The following is a 15,166-nucleotide window of genomic DNA, read 5'->3' on the forward strand; positions in this document are numbered from 1 at the left end:
CCGTGCCGTCATTGATGGGTTTAAAAGGGCAACGCACCCGGGGCTGCTACTGATTTCCGGACGATTTGAAACCGGGAAGCGAGAATATGTTGTCTCATGGCACGGACCGGCCTCGGCGAGAAGAGTTGCCAAGATGATTAAAACCAGACTCGCCACCAAGACAAAGAACACGCTTTTAGCGTAGTTGACGTGACTGGCTAGCCCGCCCATGAGCTTGAATTCCTTGGCTTGAGTCATCACGCGCCTATGTGATGAGCCAACAATTCAACCTACACCGTAACCATATCGGCCGACTACCTCTGGTCAGGCCATCGGATAAACTGTTAGAAGGTTGCATTTGAAGATTAACCTGTCGGGTAGCTATGCGCATCGTCATGATTGGAACGGGCTACGTTGGACTTGTTTCCGGCGCGTGCTTTGCGGATTTTGGTCATCAAGTTACTTGTATAGATAAGGATGCGGGAAAGATTGCTGCTCTCCAAAGCGGTAAAATTCCGATCTACGAGCCTGGCCTTGAGCAACTGGTGTCAAGCAATGTCGCAGCCGGAAGACTCGATTTCAGCCTCGATCTCAAAGATGCAGTGGCTCAAGCGGAAACGGTTTTCATTGCGGTCGGCACGCCGTCTCGGCGGGGCGATGGCCACGCGGATTTAAGTTATGTCCACGCTGCAGCGCGCGAGATCGCTGAAAACGTGCGAGGTTTTACGGTCGTCATAACGAAGTCAACGGTGCCTGTGGGAACCGGGGACGAGGTCGAACGCATCATTTCCGAAACCAATCCGCAGGCCGACGTTGTCGTCGCGTCAAATCCGGAATTCCTCCGCGAGGGCGCCGCAATCCGCGACTTCAAGCACCCCGACCGCATTGTAGTTGGTACCGAAGACGAGCGCGCTCGAAAGGTTATCGCGGAGATCTACCGTCCGCTTTATCTCAATCAGGCACCGATCATGTACACCGGCCGGCGCACCGCGGAACTCATCAAATACGCCGCCAACGCATTCTTGGCCACCAAGATTACCTTCATCAACGAGATCGCTGACCTCGCCGAGCGCGCGGGTGCCGACGTGCAGGAAGTTGCGCGCGGAATAGGGCTAGACAATCGAATCGGTAGCAAGTTTCTGCATGCTGGCCCTGGCTTCGGTGGCTCCTGCTTCCCCAAAGATACCCGGGCTCTGGTCAAGACTGCCGAGGATCATGACGTACCGTTGCGCATCGTGGAGGCCGTGCTCGCGGTCAATGATGCCCGCAAGCGCGCAATGGCCCGTAAGGTCGCGGCGGTGTTTGGAGGTAATCTGCGCAACAAAACGGTCGGCGTGCTCGGCCTGGCCTTTAAACCGAACACCGACGACATGCGCGAAGCGCCTTCGATCCCCCTGATCACGGCGCTACAGGATCTTGGTGCCAAGGTGAAGGCTTATGATCCCGTCAGTATGGAACAGGCGAAACTTGAACTGCCGAATGTTACATATTGCGAAAATCCCTATAGCTGTGCTTCGGAAGCGGACGCGCTTGTGATCGTAACCGAGTGGGAGCAGTTTCGTGCTCTTGATATGAGCCGACTAAAAAAAGAAATGTGCCAGCCTATTATCGTCGATTTACGCAACGTCTACCGCTCCGATGAGATGGCAAAACACGGAATAACATATGTGAGCATCGGGCGGACGCAAGCGTCTGAACCTGTATTGGCCGTCAAGGACGTTTGACCTCAAGACGACGAACGACGAACACGAGGTTCTCTGCCCGTTTGGGCCTTTCAACGAGTGACATCACGCATCAGATTCTAGCGAGCTTCCCATGGCGGTCACGGCCGACTACGCCTGCACCGCCGTCGAAAGGGAGCTCGTTCTAAGGCTGGCGAGCCTGATATGGCGACTACGTAGGGCTACCGCGACCGAAAGTGGCCTGTTCAAAATACATGCGCAGAACTTGTTACAATTCCGGCGACGCGGACAGGCTCATCGAACGCGCCAGAATATCGTCGAAACCATGTACCGAGACGCCGTCGCGACCGAGGAAGACATTCGGCAGGATGAAGACGAAATCACAAGCGGTCTCGACGCTGACCCTCGATCAACCGCAGAGCCTGCTGATCGATCGGACGATCTCACACGCTCCTTCTTCCGCCTCTCGAACCTGCCGACCTATCCCCTCGACCGACTGAGCCGCTATGAAGCCACGCTGTGGCGCCAGGCTTGTCAGATCCTGTTCACACTCCGGTGTCTCGACCAGCGCAAGCCGTGGGAGAGACGTAGGTTGCGTTGATCTTGGCCAAGTCGAGGCCCGCCGACGCTTAGAACCAGCGGAGAGCGCCGGTGGTCGTAAAACAATTCGCCATGATCAGCCGATCTCTCGCGATGTATTCGACCAAGAGCATCGCGAACCGTCAGCGGCCCTTATCCTGCTGGATGCCACCATGTGGCGCGATTCAGCGCCACCAGAGCAGGTTCCATCGCGGTCCAGTGAATGGCAGGCGGGAAAGGTCTGCTCGTCAAGTGCCCGCCAGCGGGAGCAATCGCCTCCAGCGCCTTGATGCTCTTCACGACCTCCACCTGCACGCTCAACCCAGTCTCCCAAGTGTACGGGCGAGTACTTTGAGCGCTAAAAGCTGCCGGCTTCCATAATCGCGCCGGTACTTTTCGTACATCAGCTGATAGGTCTGGCGCACTTCATCAGCCGACGTGCTGCGCATCAGTGAAGTCGGGTCGATCCGATAATGCAGGGCTTTACGATTTAGGAATTTGGCCCCTGACCGACGGATAGCCCTGGCGTAAAACTCTACATCCTCTGACACGCGGGCTTTTGGGTCAAAGCCGCCCAATGTCCGCACCACCTCGGTGCGCACAATGGCCGCGGAACAGACCAATAATGTAGGACAAAAGAACATCTGCATCGAGAAACCCAACTTGGTCCCCCATCGCGACGCTGCCCGAGCGCGTCGCGCGCTCGAATCAAAGAACGACAACTCGTGCTCAAGCTGTTCGCCGTCGTCGTCTGCGAACGGCGCTACCATACCGAACACCACTCCCACTTCAGGATGGCTGGCAAAGGTGTCGATTATCTTCAGGTAGTGTCCCACCCGCACCTGCTCGTCATCGTCGAGGAAGTGAATCAGAGGAGCGGTCGCGTGGGGCAACCGAGGTTTCGCACGCGGCTGGGCCAGCCGCCAGAAGGGCTGGGGACGACTGGATCAGCCGAGCGCTCCGGTGAGTCGTCGACCACGATAACTTCGACCGGCACGTGTTGTGCGAGCGCCGATTCGATTGCTTGCTTCAGAAGCAAGGGTCTTCGAAAAGTCGGGATCACGACTGAAATTTCGGCGGGCATTTTCTAACCCTAGCAAAATTACCTGGCTTTTCGATCTTCCAATCCCGCATTCATACAGCGCTACAAGCTGGCTCGCGAAGCTAAATGACGCCTCTCGCGATCGCTGGCAGTGCGTCCGTCCAGCTTCAAAACAACACGAGGGGGTCCGAAGGCAATACTGTACGCGCGAAGGGGCAGCAGAAAATTTGGCCTAGATGAGTCGCCATAAGCAGGACGCCTGGCATCGTCTATTTTTCACTATTTGAGTAAAACATGAACCCTATAGGACCGAGTTCGCGCGGCAACTCATAGGTCACGATGGACCCGCGGTTCGGAAGAGTTCAGCCATCCTGAATTGGGATCGTATAGCCCGTGAGGGCTAACGCCTTCCATCTTCGCGAGGTGCGACTGCTCAGCAGCTCTCGCTGCTGTCCCCAGGACCGGTTCAGAAACCTCGCCGCGAGTTTTTCATAATTTTCGGCGCACACGTCGCGCACACGCCGCCCGTTAACCGATTGAAACACTTGACTTATCGTTTCCAATCCATCATGAGCGGACATGCGGCCACGCGGAGAAAATTGGTCCCAGCAAGGGACGTTTCAAAGTCCAGAAATCACCGATATTATTTCCTAATTCTGCGAGTGAGTGGCGGGGCCTCCGCGAACGTCCTCCGAGCACTATGACGAAAGATGGTGGATCATGGTACGTGCACGGTCTTTGAACCTGATGAACCGTCATTCGAAATTTGTTATTTTAAACATTCTTCTGCTGTGGCTGACTGGCGGGCATGGCGTTGCCCAGACGGAAGCCCCGCCGCCTCTAACAGCTGGCAACTGCGGCATGCATTTGGGTGGCCCGGTGATTTTCTGCGAAACATTTGATACCAAAAAAGACCCGACCGTTCAGAGCCGCACGGGCGATCTCGATCCCGACGTCTGGGGCGTCTCGCGCGCCACCGGTAATGTCAATTTCGGGGGCGGCTCCTATAACGGATGGGCGGCATCGAACCCGTTACAAACCTGCACCGGCACGGTCACGGCCGCGCCGCCTAACGACATCGTCATCTGCAACGGGCAGCTCCGTGAGGCCACCAATGACAATCCGACTGGCGCATTTGACGCTGGGAACGTCACGACGTTGGCGATGTATCCGAAGCAGCCGTTCGATTTTGCAGGGCGTACGGGCACCGTCTCCTTCGATGTCAGCAATGATTCTCATGGCACTCATTCGGCGTGGCCTGAGTTCTGGATGTCGGACCTGCCGGTGCCTACCCCGTTCAATCACTTCGACTCGTGGCAGGCGCTTCCACAGAATGGCTTCGGTGTTCGGTTTGGCGCTGCGGTTACTGCAGGGCAGTTCGGCTCATGCCCCAACGGCCGCAATCTCAATATGCCACGCTGGACCGTCGACTCGGCAGTCGTCGTCCGCAACTATGTCATGGACGATACAGTCGGCCTTGGCGGTGTCCGGACGAGCTTGGCGACGAAGCAGCTCGATTGCGTGATTTCCCCGCCAGACAACTCAGGCATCACAAACCATATTGAGCTTAGGATCTCGCAGAACCAGATTGACGTCTACGCAACAGACCCGGGCGTTGCGGCGACGGCGGCGACGCTCCGGCATATCGCTGTCATCACGAATGCAAATCTGACGCTGACACGAGGGCTCATCTGGCTCGAAGACGTTCATTACAACGCCGACAAGAGTGCGCCTCCCTCGCAAAAGCAGCACACATTTGTCTGGGACAACGTCGCGTTCGATGGGCCATTCACCTATCGAGATTTCAGCTACGACGCGCTCGACGTTGTCCAGCTCAATGCCGCAACGAGCACGATCGACCTCGGCAAGTTTTCTCTTCCGAGCCAAACTGCAAGCTGGGACGTGCTCTATGTTCCTGCCAATCCAAACCCTCAGGCGGTCCGCGTCCTCTTCAACTTCTTTGCATATAACGCATTCAAGACGCTCAATCTACTCGTCAATGGCCACGCGCATGCGGTGGCATGGCCATATCCGGACACGCAGGGCTTCACATGGAAGACTTTCGCCGTGTCGATCCCGGTGACCGATCTTGTCTCTGGCACAAACGTCGTCCAGCTCGGTTCCGATCAGGCGATGGCTACCTCGAACGTCAACATCGTGCTCGTCAACGTGCCGGGCGGCGTGCCAGTTTTGCCAGGCTCAAACAACGCATATCCGGTCAAATGAGCATAAACGCTCTGGCGCACGGAACCGCAACCCAACTAAGCCGGCCTTACTTTATCTTGTTAGACGCCCGAATAGCTCACGCTTTTCCCTGGTTTGGCTTCTGTGCTCGGTGTTGCGCGTTCAGCGATGATGCAGCCGCTTCTAGATGCGCCTTTATGCCTTTATGTAACGCGCTCCACTAAAACCATGGATTTATTCTTTGACGGATCCATTCAGGCAGCCACGCTGGGCGATGTAAGCCATCCACTCATGTGGCGGGCGGTTTCGACCTGCCGCGCTTCGCGGATCATTCGTCGCGTCGGTGGGCAAGAATTGCGTGGCCTAAGCAGCAATCAGTATTCGTCAGCAGCCTGCACCCTTGATGCAGCGTTGTTCGCAAGTGCCTTGGGTCTGCCCGCACTGCTGCGCGCAAGATTGACCGACGCATCGATGATGACACTCATATACCGCTTCATCGCAGCGAGCGCGACATGACTGCACAACACTTATTTGAGTTGCGTTGCAGGCTAAGCGGTATTTTTTGCGTCTGCCCTGGTGTCAACGGCTCCGCGTCGAGACAGTGAAGACTGGATAACATCAGCAAACTTGCAACGATAAACCTCATCTTGCTCTCCCAGGTCCCTCGGTTCTTCGTTCGCTGCACTGAATTGGGATGTTGAAAACCCGCAGCGCTCTCAATCCTACAAGGCGATTCCCGCATTCTGGAACGAACCGAATTGCGTGACACTCGCCTAGCGGTTTTATCTCGCGCCCGCTTGCCGGAAGCGCCGATCAAAAGGTCGCATCATCGTTGATGGCAACGGAAAGATGGAAGGTCTTCCCAGCTGATCGGCGGACTCCTGCGCCACAGCTCACGCACCAAATTTCAATCGAACAGGCTATGGACACACGAGCGCGCCGCCCGGTAGGCTGGTCGCTGGCGCGCCGTTACAAAGCGGGACGTGAAGCGATGGAGAAAATTCAATGAAGTTGGCCCTGAAAAGCACCGCAATCGCAAGCTTGATCGTCCCGTGTGTGGCGCTACTCTCGTTCAGCGGGCATGGAAGGCTCGGCGTCTCGCTGGGGGTCGAGAGCGCCCAAGGCGCGGATCGACCATTGACCCCATCCAGCGTTGCTAAAGGCGCACGTCGACCGTATCTGCGGTCCGACCGCGGGTACGGGTTGTTTGCTACCGCGGTAGCCGCCACCACCTCGCCCTGGAACTACGATGACTACTATTGCTGGGGTTCTCCTCCTGGCAGCCATTACTACAGAAGTTACCCTGGTGGCTACTGCGTCAGTCGCAACTACGTCACAGGGCTTTACGGACACCCGACGCTATTTCCGCGCTACTACGGTGCCTCGGGTTGGTAAGCGATCCTTGCCGCGACGAACGCATTAGTAGGTGCGAGAATGCCAAGAGGAAGCCGACGACTCATGAGGACGAATTGGCTGCAACTTGGTATCGTCATTTGCCGAGCAGCATGGATCCCTCACTTTGATGGAAATCGACATCAAGCCCGGGAAGACGCGCCGGCTCTTCCGATGATGGGCGCCAGAGCCCCGATCCAATTGTAATCGATAGCGGCAACTTAATTCGCAGAGCTTCCATCGACCGCAACCCGCACTTTTTAAACACCGTGAGCCGCGAACGGGCTCAGGCGCCGCGGAAATGAATAGGCCTCAACTAAGGTTGCAAAGCGGCGACAACCCATGACCGAGGCTCGCTATTAGTAAATGCCTGGCAGCAAACGGGCCGTTCGCGTCATATAGTCTCCCTACTCTGGAAAGATTTGTAACAGCACTTGTTCCTCGTATTTCATCCGCTGAAGTTGGAATGACCAGACCAACCCCAGCAGTAACAGCGCCCAAACTGACATGTACTGCAGCGCAACTCCGGCGAGCGCGACGAGTTCGCCAAGATAAAGTGGATGGTGCACGAGGGCATAGGGCCCCTTGGTTACGAGTCGCCGAGCCTCCGGAAGGATGCTGATCGAACGCCCGAGAACAAGCACCGCACAAATGGCGAAACCCGTGCCGGCAATAATCAATAGAAGCGAGGCCAGGTAAAGTGCATACGAAAGCTCTTGCTGAGGCAGCAGCACAAAGCCGATGCCAAGGGAGGTGCCGGCCACAGCCGCAAAGCGTGGATAGAAGCCTTGCGCGGCACTTTGCGAAACGTGGCACTGCGAACATCACAACCAGTACCACGAAGAAAACCAGCGTGCTGATGTGCGAGATGGCGCTAAGAACGAGAGTCGCCGGGAGCACGGACGAAACCGTCCGGATAAAAAGCTTAATTAGTGCGAGCTGATCACCGAGTGACGGTAGCATGTTCGCTGAACAAAAAAGATACCAAGCGATGAGAGGGCCAGCGGCGACTACATCGTAGAACTTGGTCCGCCGAAGCACCTTGACACGGATTGTCATTGTCGCGATTGCCATTTGGACCAATCTGCTGTCGCGAGGCGGCGCGGTTCGCCAGAGACCAGACTTGCTGTCTTCTGCGAAAAGTCACCTATGCGCTTCAGCGAGGGTCGATTAGAAAGTGGTTGACTTTTCGTCGGCGCAGTTTGTCTGCGGGCCAACATCCGAATTCGGCATCGACAACCGCCAAGGCATCCCTCTCAGCCTCCTGCGAGCCGCAGCGCAGGCCAGAAAGGAGCTCCAGAGTACCAAATTTCGCCGCGGCATTGATGACAACTACGGTCATTCCGGCCGCCCCCGCTGCGGGGCCGGCGGCTGCGATCTTGTCTGGGAGGAGAGCTTCGGCAGAGGCTTAGCTGTTGACGTGGCAATCGACCGCGCTGCCGGTGCCGATGTTTTCGATCGCACTTGCTGATCGAAATCCTTGGCAGTGAGTCGGGCTATTTGTTCCTGCGCTGCTTTAAGCTGCTCTATGACCGCTGCATTTTGTTCTTGGCTGGCCTTGATTTGCTCGGCGACTGCGGCATTGCCGCGGACCATTTGCTCCTGGCTCGACTTGAGCTGCTCGATGCTGGCCTTGAGCTCCTCGATGTCTTGCTCCACGACGGCAAGGAAACCGCGCAACAACGGGACCAGCTGTTCCTGTCCCGGAGACGGCTCGGTGGCGGTTGGCGCGAAATCTGGCGGGCGCGTCTGGCCCGTGGGAGCTGTAAGTGCCGATTGTGGCGATGTCTCTTTAACGGCGGGTGCTTGAGCGGTAGACGGGTTGGGTTGCACGGAAATCGGGCTTGTCGCAGCCGGCGCCGAAAGCTGCCTTCCCCACCACGAGATTAGTTGCTTGGCGGCATCGCCGTGTGCGCGCAAAACCATCCCGGTAGCACCAATACACGCTGCCGCCAGCAAGCCAATGAGGCCCTGTAACGCCAATCTGCCAAACCGTGACCGGTGAGGTTGAAAGCGACTGTCCGCGCGCCCAATCTGTCGATCAATAGGCTCAACCGCTGCGACCGCGACATCGTTAGAACCGACTTGTTCCGAGTTCGGCATAGAATTCACTGGCGCACCTTATCCGCCCAACATTTTCTCCAGAAGGTGGCCATCTCGAAGAATATCACCGTACCGGTCAAGAAGCTTAGCCATGACCGGCTCAAAGCCACCCCAAGCTGACTGGAGGCCAGCCCTTTTATCGCAAGAGCTATTTGCCGTGTTCGCTGGAGAGGGTATAACATAAGCGATCCAGCTTCCAAGATAGGGACAAGTGATGAAATACATCCTTGCGTGCGTTTTTTGCACTGCAGCGGTCCTTGGCCAATCGAGTAAAGGGGCAGCCGAATATTATGGGCCACCCGGGGGCTACTATTATTATGGCTCTGGAGCCGGGATCTGTTGCGCCGTATCACCTGTCGACCTGGGCTGGACCTATACGCGCAGTCGACCCGTTGGCGACGGCGCCGCCTATCCTGCTTTGCAAATGCCCGACGGTACGCTCGCCTGCGAACATAGCAATTACCGGCCCATTCGCGGTTGGTGTCGGCGCATGTGGTAGCTTTCCAACAACGCCCGCGGTCGCGCCGCCGTTTTTCTCGAGTCTTATCCACCGCCGCTGAGCGCCTACGCTCCACTTGTCGCGCATGGCCATCAAAACCATAAGCCACCGAAGGCAGCATACAAAACTGTGCGGCCAGTTATCATCTCCCGACTGCCGCGGCTACCTTCAGCGCCCAACAGTCAGCGGATCTGGCGCGATAATGACTAAACGCGCCATCGGGAAGGACCGCCGCTCAAGGCACCAGCTGTCCTCTGGCGAGCAGCGGCGGACGAGGTTTCTCGGGCGAGCCCGGAATACTGCTGCGTCACATGCTTCGTTCGGAGCCGTCGTTGTATATCACTAAGGGCGAGCCTTGCGATCTCGGCTTCGAGAATTGCAACGGACAAATTATATCCTTGATTGGCTGAGGTGCCGGTCTCGTTGTAAGACGACTTTAGCAATCGCTCGAGACGGCCCCGAACAATAAGAATGGCAACTGCAAGGGCCATAGCAAGAACCAACAAATAAGCACTGACAAAGTCATTCAAAGAGAAATAAGGGGCTACAATTCGAGACGCGCCTAACAAAGACGCGCAAAGCCAGCTGGCCGCACTGATTGCGCCCAGCATTGCTGCAATGGTCGCCGCTCTGGCGGCATTCTTAGGTTTTTGAACAAGCATCGGGAATGCAACAATATGCAATAAAATGCCGTTCAGGGTCAGGATTGCCACCACGATCAACTTGGCAACTAATTTGGGTTTGCTAAGCAGGAGCGAAACATCAGTTCCGACGTCCATTAAAACCATCGGAATGCCGGTCGCCCAAAGAGCCAGCAGAAGCAACTTCACTAACTTTGCAGACTCAAGCAGAGAAGCAGAATCAAGGCGCTTTGCGCCCAAGAAACGTGCATCTTCTTTGAGTATCGTCGCAAGTGCCAGGGCAAATGCAATGATATGCCCATATACTAACGCTTGGCGCGCTAAGACGCTGATTTCCATTGGCCCACCATGCCGCTTATTGAATGCGAGCTAGCGTTTCTTTGCACGCACGTGCAGATCGTCAGCAATCGGTATCACTCCCGTTGACATTTACGTTCGTCACTGCGAAGGGCTGCCCGGATATACATTATTTGATCCCGGCAAAACGGGCACGCCGCCGGGTACATCCACGAGCACGATATTGACGTTGGAAGAGATCATGGCCTGATCTGACCCGAGTTGCACAACATTGGTACCGGGCACTAAGTCGGTAATGGGAATGGTCACCGCAAAGGTGCGCCACGTATTGGTCAGCGTATCGGGATAGGGCCAGGGCGTCGGGTGCGCATGACCATTGACGATAACGTTAAGCACCGTCGGAACAGGATTAAATACGTTATCAAAGTTGAACAGGACGCGCGCGGCTTCTGCCTGGGGATTAGCCGGCATATTAAGCACATTCCAACTTGCGGTCTGATTACCTAAGGAAGGTTTACCCAAGTCCACCGTGTTACTGGCTGCATCGACCTGACCGACATCCAGGGCATCATAGCTGAAATCCCTATACGTAAACGGTCCGTCAAAAGCTAAATTGTCCCAGACAAACGTGTGTTGTCTTTCCGATGGTGCTCCGCCCTTGTCAGCATTGTAATGAACGTCTTCAAGCCAAACCAGACCACGTGTAAGTGTCAGATTTGCATTGGTGATTGACGCTATTTTCCTCAAAGTCGTGGGAGAAGGAGCGACACCCGCATCGGTCGCGTAGATGTCAATTTCATTTTGGTTCACCTGCACCTCGATGTGGTTCATGACTCCTGAACCGTCTGCCGGCGCGATTACGCAATCAAAAATGTTGAGCTTGAGTGGCGGATTTGATGCCGTTCCAAACCCTTGAGTATCCTCCATGACGTAGTTGCGGACCACGACGGCGGAATCGACAGTCCAACGACTATAATTGAGATTGTTCCCATTCGGACAAAACCCGTATCCGCCAGGAGCAACCTGCGCAGCAAAACGGATACCAAAACCGTGTTGTGGAAGTGCCTGCCATGAATCAAAGTGATTAAACGGGGTGGGAACTGGAAGATTACTCATCCAAAACTCAGGCCAGGCTGAGTGATTCGCATGTGTATCGTTTGACACGTCGAAAGACACCGTTCCGGTCCGTCCAGCAAAATCAAACGGCTGCTTCGGATACATCGATAACGTTGTCACGCCACCATTTTCGAAAATTCCAGACGGGTTATCATTGCTGGCCTCACGCAGCTGGCCATTGCAAATCATCACGTCATTGGGCGGACTCACAATGGTCGTCCCATTACAAGTTAGAAGCTGTGTCGTTGCCGCCCACCCGTTGTACATGCCCGTGCCAAAATTAGCGTTACCTATCGCACGAGATACGCCCCAGACATTGGGATCGAGGTCGCCGGTGCGGCTCGGGATTCCGGGATTCTTGTTGTCAAAAGTTTCGCAGAAGGTCACTGCACTGCCCAACTGCAAGCCACAGTTTCCGCTAACAGGAGTTGGTGTTGAGGTAGAGCCCGACCCAGACGTCGATCCAGATCCGGATCCAGCTGTCGAGCCGGACCCAGATCCCGACGTCGAGCCGGAGCCAGAGCCGGAGCCAGAGCCGGAGCCCCCAGACGCCACCAGTACCGACGCCGAGCAGCTCGCGGTGGTGCCACCATTGGAACCGCCGCAGCTCCACGTCCACGGGCCGGAGCCTGTTAGGGACGACGACGTGCCGGCTGAGCAAAGGTTGGTCGAAGGTGCAGACGATGCTTGCGTGCCGTTCGCCGATCCACATGCGCCATTGATTGCCACCGGGGGGGCGTTCACAGCCACGGTCGCACTTGCCATTGGCGACGTGCCTCCCGCCCCGGTGCAGGCGAGCGTGTAGGTCGTGGTGTTAGGCGGCGAAACTGCAAGCGTGCCACTGGTCGCTTTCGTCCCCGTCCAACCGCCCCCCGCCTGGCACGAGCTTGCGTTGGTCGAAGACCAGGTCGCCATCGAGATGTTACCCGCCGTTATGCTAGTCGGGCTCGCGGAAAGTGCCGCTGTAGGTGCCGCAACGTTGCCACCACCACCATTATTTGGTCCGGACAGGCCACCAGCTCCCGAGAGCGCAACGTTTACATTCGCCACAACCATATACTGGTTCGACCATAATTGAATCGTGTTCGGGCCCGCCACAAGATCCGACTTGTTTACCGGGAACATAAACGAATTGATTGCGAACGTTGATTGATACGGGAACGGCCATGCGAAACTGTAGTGATGGCCGTTGAGGGTAAACGAAAAGGTCTTGGGTTGCGTTTCAAAGAACGCATCGAACATCAGAAATTGTCCTTGAGCGGCACTAATGGCCGTAGATGTCAATGGCAACGTTTTGACCTGAGCAGGTTGCGACGCGCCGTTCGAATCCCATCCGAGACACAGCGTGCCATCATGGCAAGCGGTCAAGGAGTCCAGCACGTCATAGCTCAGGTCGCGAGCCAACACAGGACCGTCGAATGCGAAGTTGTCCCAAGTGAACGTGTGATTGTGCAGCGCCGTTGAGGCCTCGTCCGCGTTGAAATGCACGTCCTCGAGCCAGACCGCCCCTTGCGTGAAGGACAGGTTGGCGTTGGTGATCGTCGCGATATGGATCAGCGGCGTAGTTGTGCCCGCGTCCGTCGCATAGACATCGATCTTGTTTTGCGAGACTTGGACCTCCACATGGTTGAGGCCACCATTCGCTCCACTTGATGCGATAACGCACCCAGTCCGCGTCAGGGTCATCTTTGAACGCGTGCCGAACCCCTGGGTATCGTCGATCACGTAGTTTCTGACCGCGACGATAGAGTCCACCGTCCAACGGATGTTGTTGTCATTCGGGCAGTTCGGACTGAGTATCGCGCCGTCACCTGCAGGGGTCGCTGCGGCAAGGCGGATACCGAAAGCATTAGCCGGGATCGAGCCGCCCACGTTGAAGTAATGCACGAACGGGGTTGGCTTTGCGGTGTCAGTCACCCACAGTTCAGGCCAGACGCTGTGTGTTCCCAGTGTGTCGTTAGATACGTCAAACGATATCGTCCCGGTGCGGCCAGCGAAATTGAACGGTTGTTTCACGTACATCGCCAGCGACGTGACGTTGCCGCCCTCGAACGCGCCCGTCGCGTTATCGTTCGACGATTCGCGCAACTGGCCGTTGCAAATAATGACGTCGGTGCCATCGGGCTGCGCAGGTTGCAGGCCGTTGCAGCCCGTAAGATTTGATCGGACCCAAGGAAACTGATAGTTGCCGCCGAAATTCAGGTCGCCGGTCCACCGAGATACGCCCCAGACCGTGCCGTTCAATTGGCCCGAGCGATTGCCAATTCCCGCCGCCTTATCGAACGTATCACAGAACGCCGGAGTGCCACCAAGTTGCATTCCGCAAGCTGCGGACGCCGACGTTGATCCAGATCCAGACGTTGACCCAGAGCTAGTAGAGGTTGACCCAGAGCCAGACGCTGGACCGGAGCCGGACGCTGAACCAGGCGCAGACGTTGACCCAGACCCGGACGTTGACGCAACCACCGATGCGGAGCAACTCGCGGTGATTCCGCCGTTAGAACCACTGCAGTTCCATGTCCACGGGCCTGAGCCTACCACGGAGGTCGACGTTCCGGCCGAGCAAAGATTGCTTGAAGGAGCGAACGATGCCTGTGTGCCGTTCGCCGATCCGCACACGCCATTATTGATCGCCGTCGCGGCAGCACCCACTGTTACCGTCGCGCTGGCAACCGACGATGTACCTCCGGCCCCGGTGCAGGACAGCGTGTACGTCGTAGTGCTTGTCGGAGACACCCCAAGAGTGCCGCTGGTCGCTTTGGTTCCTGTCCAACCGCCCGCGGCGGTACATGACGTTGCATTGCTCGACGACCAGGTCACCGTCGCAATCTGGCCGGAGGCTATGCCGGTCGGGCTCGCCGAGAATGCAACTGTGGGTGGCGAGGCTGGCGACGAACCTGGGCTACCTGTAGTCCCGAGAAGCAAATCAATATTAGCGACCACGGGTGAGTAGTCTAACGGCAGATTGACCGGGAGCATTTGCAACGTATTTGTTCCCGAAACCAGATCGGTCGTCGGGACATTGAGAGACCATGACAACATGCCCAATGGGGCACCAGAAATGTAGTTTATGTTGGCAAGATCGCCTGCGGTGAAGTTGTATGTCCTCCAAGTGCCGCCATTGAACCGGTATTGGATACCCCAAGTCGTATCGGGGGTATGAGTTATCGCATTGACAAACAGATTTAACGTAAGCGCGGCAGACGTGATGCCAGTGGTATTTACGTTTTTGAATGAAAGGGAATTTATCTGATTTACCGGATCAGTGATCCCCGTAGCATTAAGGCCATAGCCGAGATTTTGCTGTGCACTACCATCCGCCGTCGTGGTGGTCGTGTTATCAGGTATTTCATAGCCAGTGAACGAGGCAATCACAGGCCCGTCGAAGCCGACGTTGTCCCAGTGATAAACCGCGTCTGGGCCCAACCCATATTTGACGCTCGCATGATTTCTCGGATTGAAGTGAACATAACCGCGAGTGAACGGCAGATTTACAGGTGCCGTATATAGCAGTTTGTAGTTAGGAAACGTCTGCCCATTGTCTGTCGAGAAATCGGATCCATAGACGCTGATGGAAGTTTGCGAGATCTGGATCTCGAAATGGTTCAACGAGCCTTGTTGAGTGGCAGCGCAACCGTTCGTGTGATCGAAT

Annotated in this window: 14 protein-coding genes; 6 read left to right on the forward strand and 8 right to left on the reverse strand. The window is 56.3% G+C overall.

Annotated elements, in window-relative coordinates:
• The 3 genes from ABSE61_RS33310 to ABSE61_RS33320 form a co-directional block, all read left to right on the forward strand.
• The coding region (locus ABSE61_RS33310; protein ID WP_423875424.1) for a hypothetical protein at nucleotides 1-184 on the forward strand (184 nt) is incomplete at its 5' end.
• Nucleotides 185-362: 178 nt separating this feature from the next.
• On the forward strand, nucleotides 363-1,703 hold the full coding sequence (locus ABSE61_RS33315) for a UDP-glucose dehydrogenase family protein (protein ID WP_423875425.1): 1,341 nt from the start codon (nucleotides 363-365) through the stop codon (nucleotides 1,701-1,703).
• A 91-nt stretch (nucleotides 1,704-1,794) separates the two neighbouring features.
• Nucleotides 1,795-2,262: a hypothetical protein gene (locus tag ABSE61_RS33320; protein WP_423875426.1), complete on the forward strand. Its 468-nt coding sequence runs from the start codon at nucleotides 1,795-1,797 to the stop codon at nucleotides 2,260-2,262.
• Between the two features lie 131 nt (nucleotides 2,263-2,393).
• Here the strand turns inward: ABSE61_RS33320 and ABSE61_RS33325 are convergent, their stop codons facing one another.
• Genes ABSE61_RS33325 through ABSE61_RS33335 form a run of 3 tightly spaced genes read right to left on the reverse strand, consistent with a single transcriptional unit; the run spans nucleotide 2,394 to nucleotide 3,324 of the window.
• Entirely contained in the window at nucleotides 2,394-2,561 is a 168-nt protein-coding gene (locus tag ABSE61_RS33325; protein ID WP_423875427.1) for a hypothetical protein, read from the reverse strand.
• Entirely contained in the window at nucleotides 2,558-3,133 is a 576-nt protein-coding gene (locus ABSE61_RS33330) for a glycosyltransferase family 2 protein (protein WP_423875428.1), read from the reverse strand. The genes ABSE61_RS33325 and ABSE61_RS33330 overlap by 4 nt, the downstream gene beginning before the upstream one ends.
• The gene (locus ABSE61_RS33335) at nucleotides 3,109-3,324 is read right to left on the reverse strand and encodes a glycosyltransferase family 2 protein (protein ID WP_423875429.1); all 216 of its coding nucleotides are present in this window, start codon (nucleotides 3,322-3,324) and stop codon (nucleotides 3,109-3,111) included. Before ABSE61_RS33335 ends, ABSE61_RS33330 begins: the two co-directional genes overlap by 25 nt.
• Before the next feature lie 678 nt (nucleotides 3,325-4,002).
• Between ABSE61_RS33335 and ABSE61_RS33340 the strand changes: the two genes are divergently transcribed.
• Nucleotides 4,003-5,508, forward strand: coding sequence for a hypothetical protein (locus tag ABSE61_RS33340; protein WP_423875431.1), 1,506 nt, complete (start codon nucleotides 4,003-4,005; stop codon nucleotides 5,506-5,508).
• Between the two features lie 126 nt (nucleotides 5,509-5,634).
• Nucleotides 5,635-5,982: a hypothetical protein gene (locus tag ABSE61_RS33345; RefSeq protein ID WP_423875433.1), complete on the forward strand. Its 348-nt coding sequence runs from the start codon at nucleotides 5,635-5,637 to the stop codon at nucleotides 5,980-5,982.
• A gap of 1,283 nt (nucleotides 5,983-7,265) precedes the next feature.
• On the opposite strand, the gene ABSE61_RS33350 is transcribed toward ABSE61_RS33345, so the two are convergent.
• From ABSE61_RS33350 to ABSE61_RS33370, 5 genes are all read right to left on the reverse strand, one after another.
• A complete protein-coding gene (locus tag ABSE61_RS33350) occupies nucleotides 7,266-7,622 on the reverse strand; it encodes a methyltransferase family protein (RefSeq protein ID WP_423875434.1) in 357 nt (118 codons plus the stop codon).
• Nucleotides 7,623-8,014: 392 nt separating this feature from the next.
• Entirely contained in the window at nucleotides 8,015-8,200 is a 186-nt protein-coding gene (locus tag ABSE61_RS33355; RefSeq protein ID WP_423875435.1) for a hypothetical protein, read from the reverse strand.
• On the reverse strand, nucleotides 8,197-8,541 hold the full coding sequence (locus tag ABSE61_RS33360) for a hypothetical protein (RefSeq protein WP_423875436.1): 345 nt from the start codon (nucleotides 8,539-8,541) through the stop codon (nucleotides 8,197-8,199). The genes ABSE61_RS33355 and ABSE61_RS33360 overlap by 4 nt, the downstream gene beginning before the upstream one ends.
• A gap of 1,125 nt (nucleotides 8,542-9,666) precedes the next feature.
• A complete protein-coding gene (locus ABSE61_RS33365) occupies nucleotides 9,667-10,440 on the reverse strand; it encodes a hypothetical protein (RefSeq protein WP_423875437.1) in 774 nt (257 codons plus the stop codon).
• Nucleotides 10,441-10,539: 99 nt separating this feature from the next.
• Complete coding sequence (locus tag ABSE61_RS33370; protein WP_423875438.1) at nucleotides 10,540-13,833, reverse strand: hypothetical protein; 3,294 nt, start codon at nucleotides 13,831-13,833, stop codon at nucleotides 10,540-10,542.
• A gap of 250 nt (nucleotides 13,834-14,083) precedes the next feature.
• On the opposite strand from ABSE61_RS33370, the gene ABSE61_RS33375 reads away from it, so the two are divergent.
• Entirely contained in the window at nucleotides 14,084-14,467 is a 384-nt protein-coding gene (locus ABSE61_RS33375) for a hypothetical protein (protein ID WP_423875439.1), read from the forward strand.
• Nucleotides 14,468-15,166: the final 699 nt, after the last annotated feature.

The sequence above is a fragment of the Bradyrhizobium sp. genome, assembly GCF_049519115.1.
Classification (GTDB): domain Bacteria; phylum Pseudomonadota; class Alphaproteobacteria; order Rhizobiales; family Xanthobacteraceae; genus Bradyrhizobium.

Coding starts and splice junctions, on each gene's coding strand:
- ABSE61_RS33315 (WP_423875425.1), top strand. CDS start 363: ATGCGCATCGTCATGATTGGAACGGGCTACGTTGGACTTGTTTCCGGC.
- ABSE61_RS33320 (WP_423875426.1), top strand. CDS start 1,795: ATGGCGGTCACGGCCGACTACGCCTGCACCGCCGTCGAAAGGGAGCTC.
- ABSE61_RS33335 (WP_423875429.1), bottom strand. CDS start 3,324: ATGCCCGCCGAAATTTCAGTCGTGATCCCGACTTTTCGAAGACCCTTG.
- ABSE61_RS33340 (WP_423875431.1), top strand. CDS start 4,003: ATGGTACGTGCACGGTCTTTGAACCTGATGAACCGTCATTCGAAATTT.
- ABSE61_RS33345 (WP_423875433.1), top strand. CDS start 5,635: ATGATGCAGCCGCTTCTAGATGCGCCTTTATGCCTTTATGTAACGCGC.
- ABSE61_RS33355 (WP_423875435.1), bottom strand. CDS start 8,200: ATGACCGTAGTTGTCATCAATGCCGCGGCGAAATTTGGTACTCTGGAG.
- ABSE61_RS33365 (WP_423875437.1), bottom strand. CDS start 10,440: ATGGAAATCAGCGTCTTAGCGCGCCAAGCGTTAGTATATGGGCATATC.
- ABSE61_RS33370 (WP_423875438.1), bottom strand. CDS start 13,833: ATGCAACTTGGTGGCACTCCGGCGTTCTGTGATACGTTCGATAAGGCG.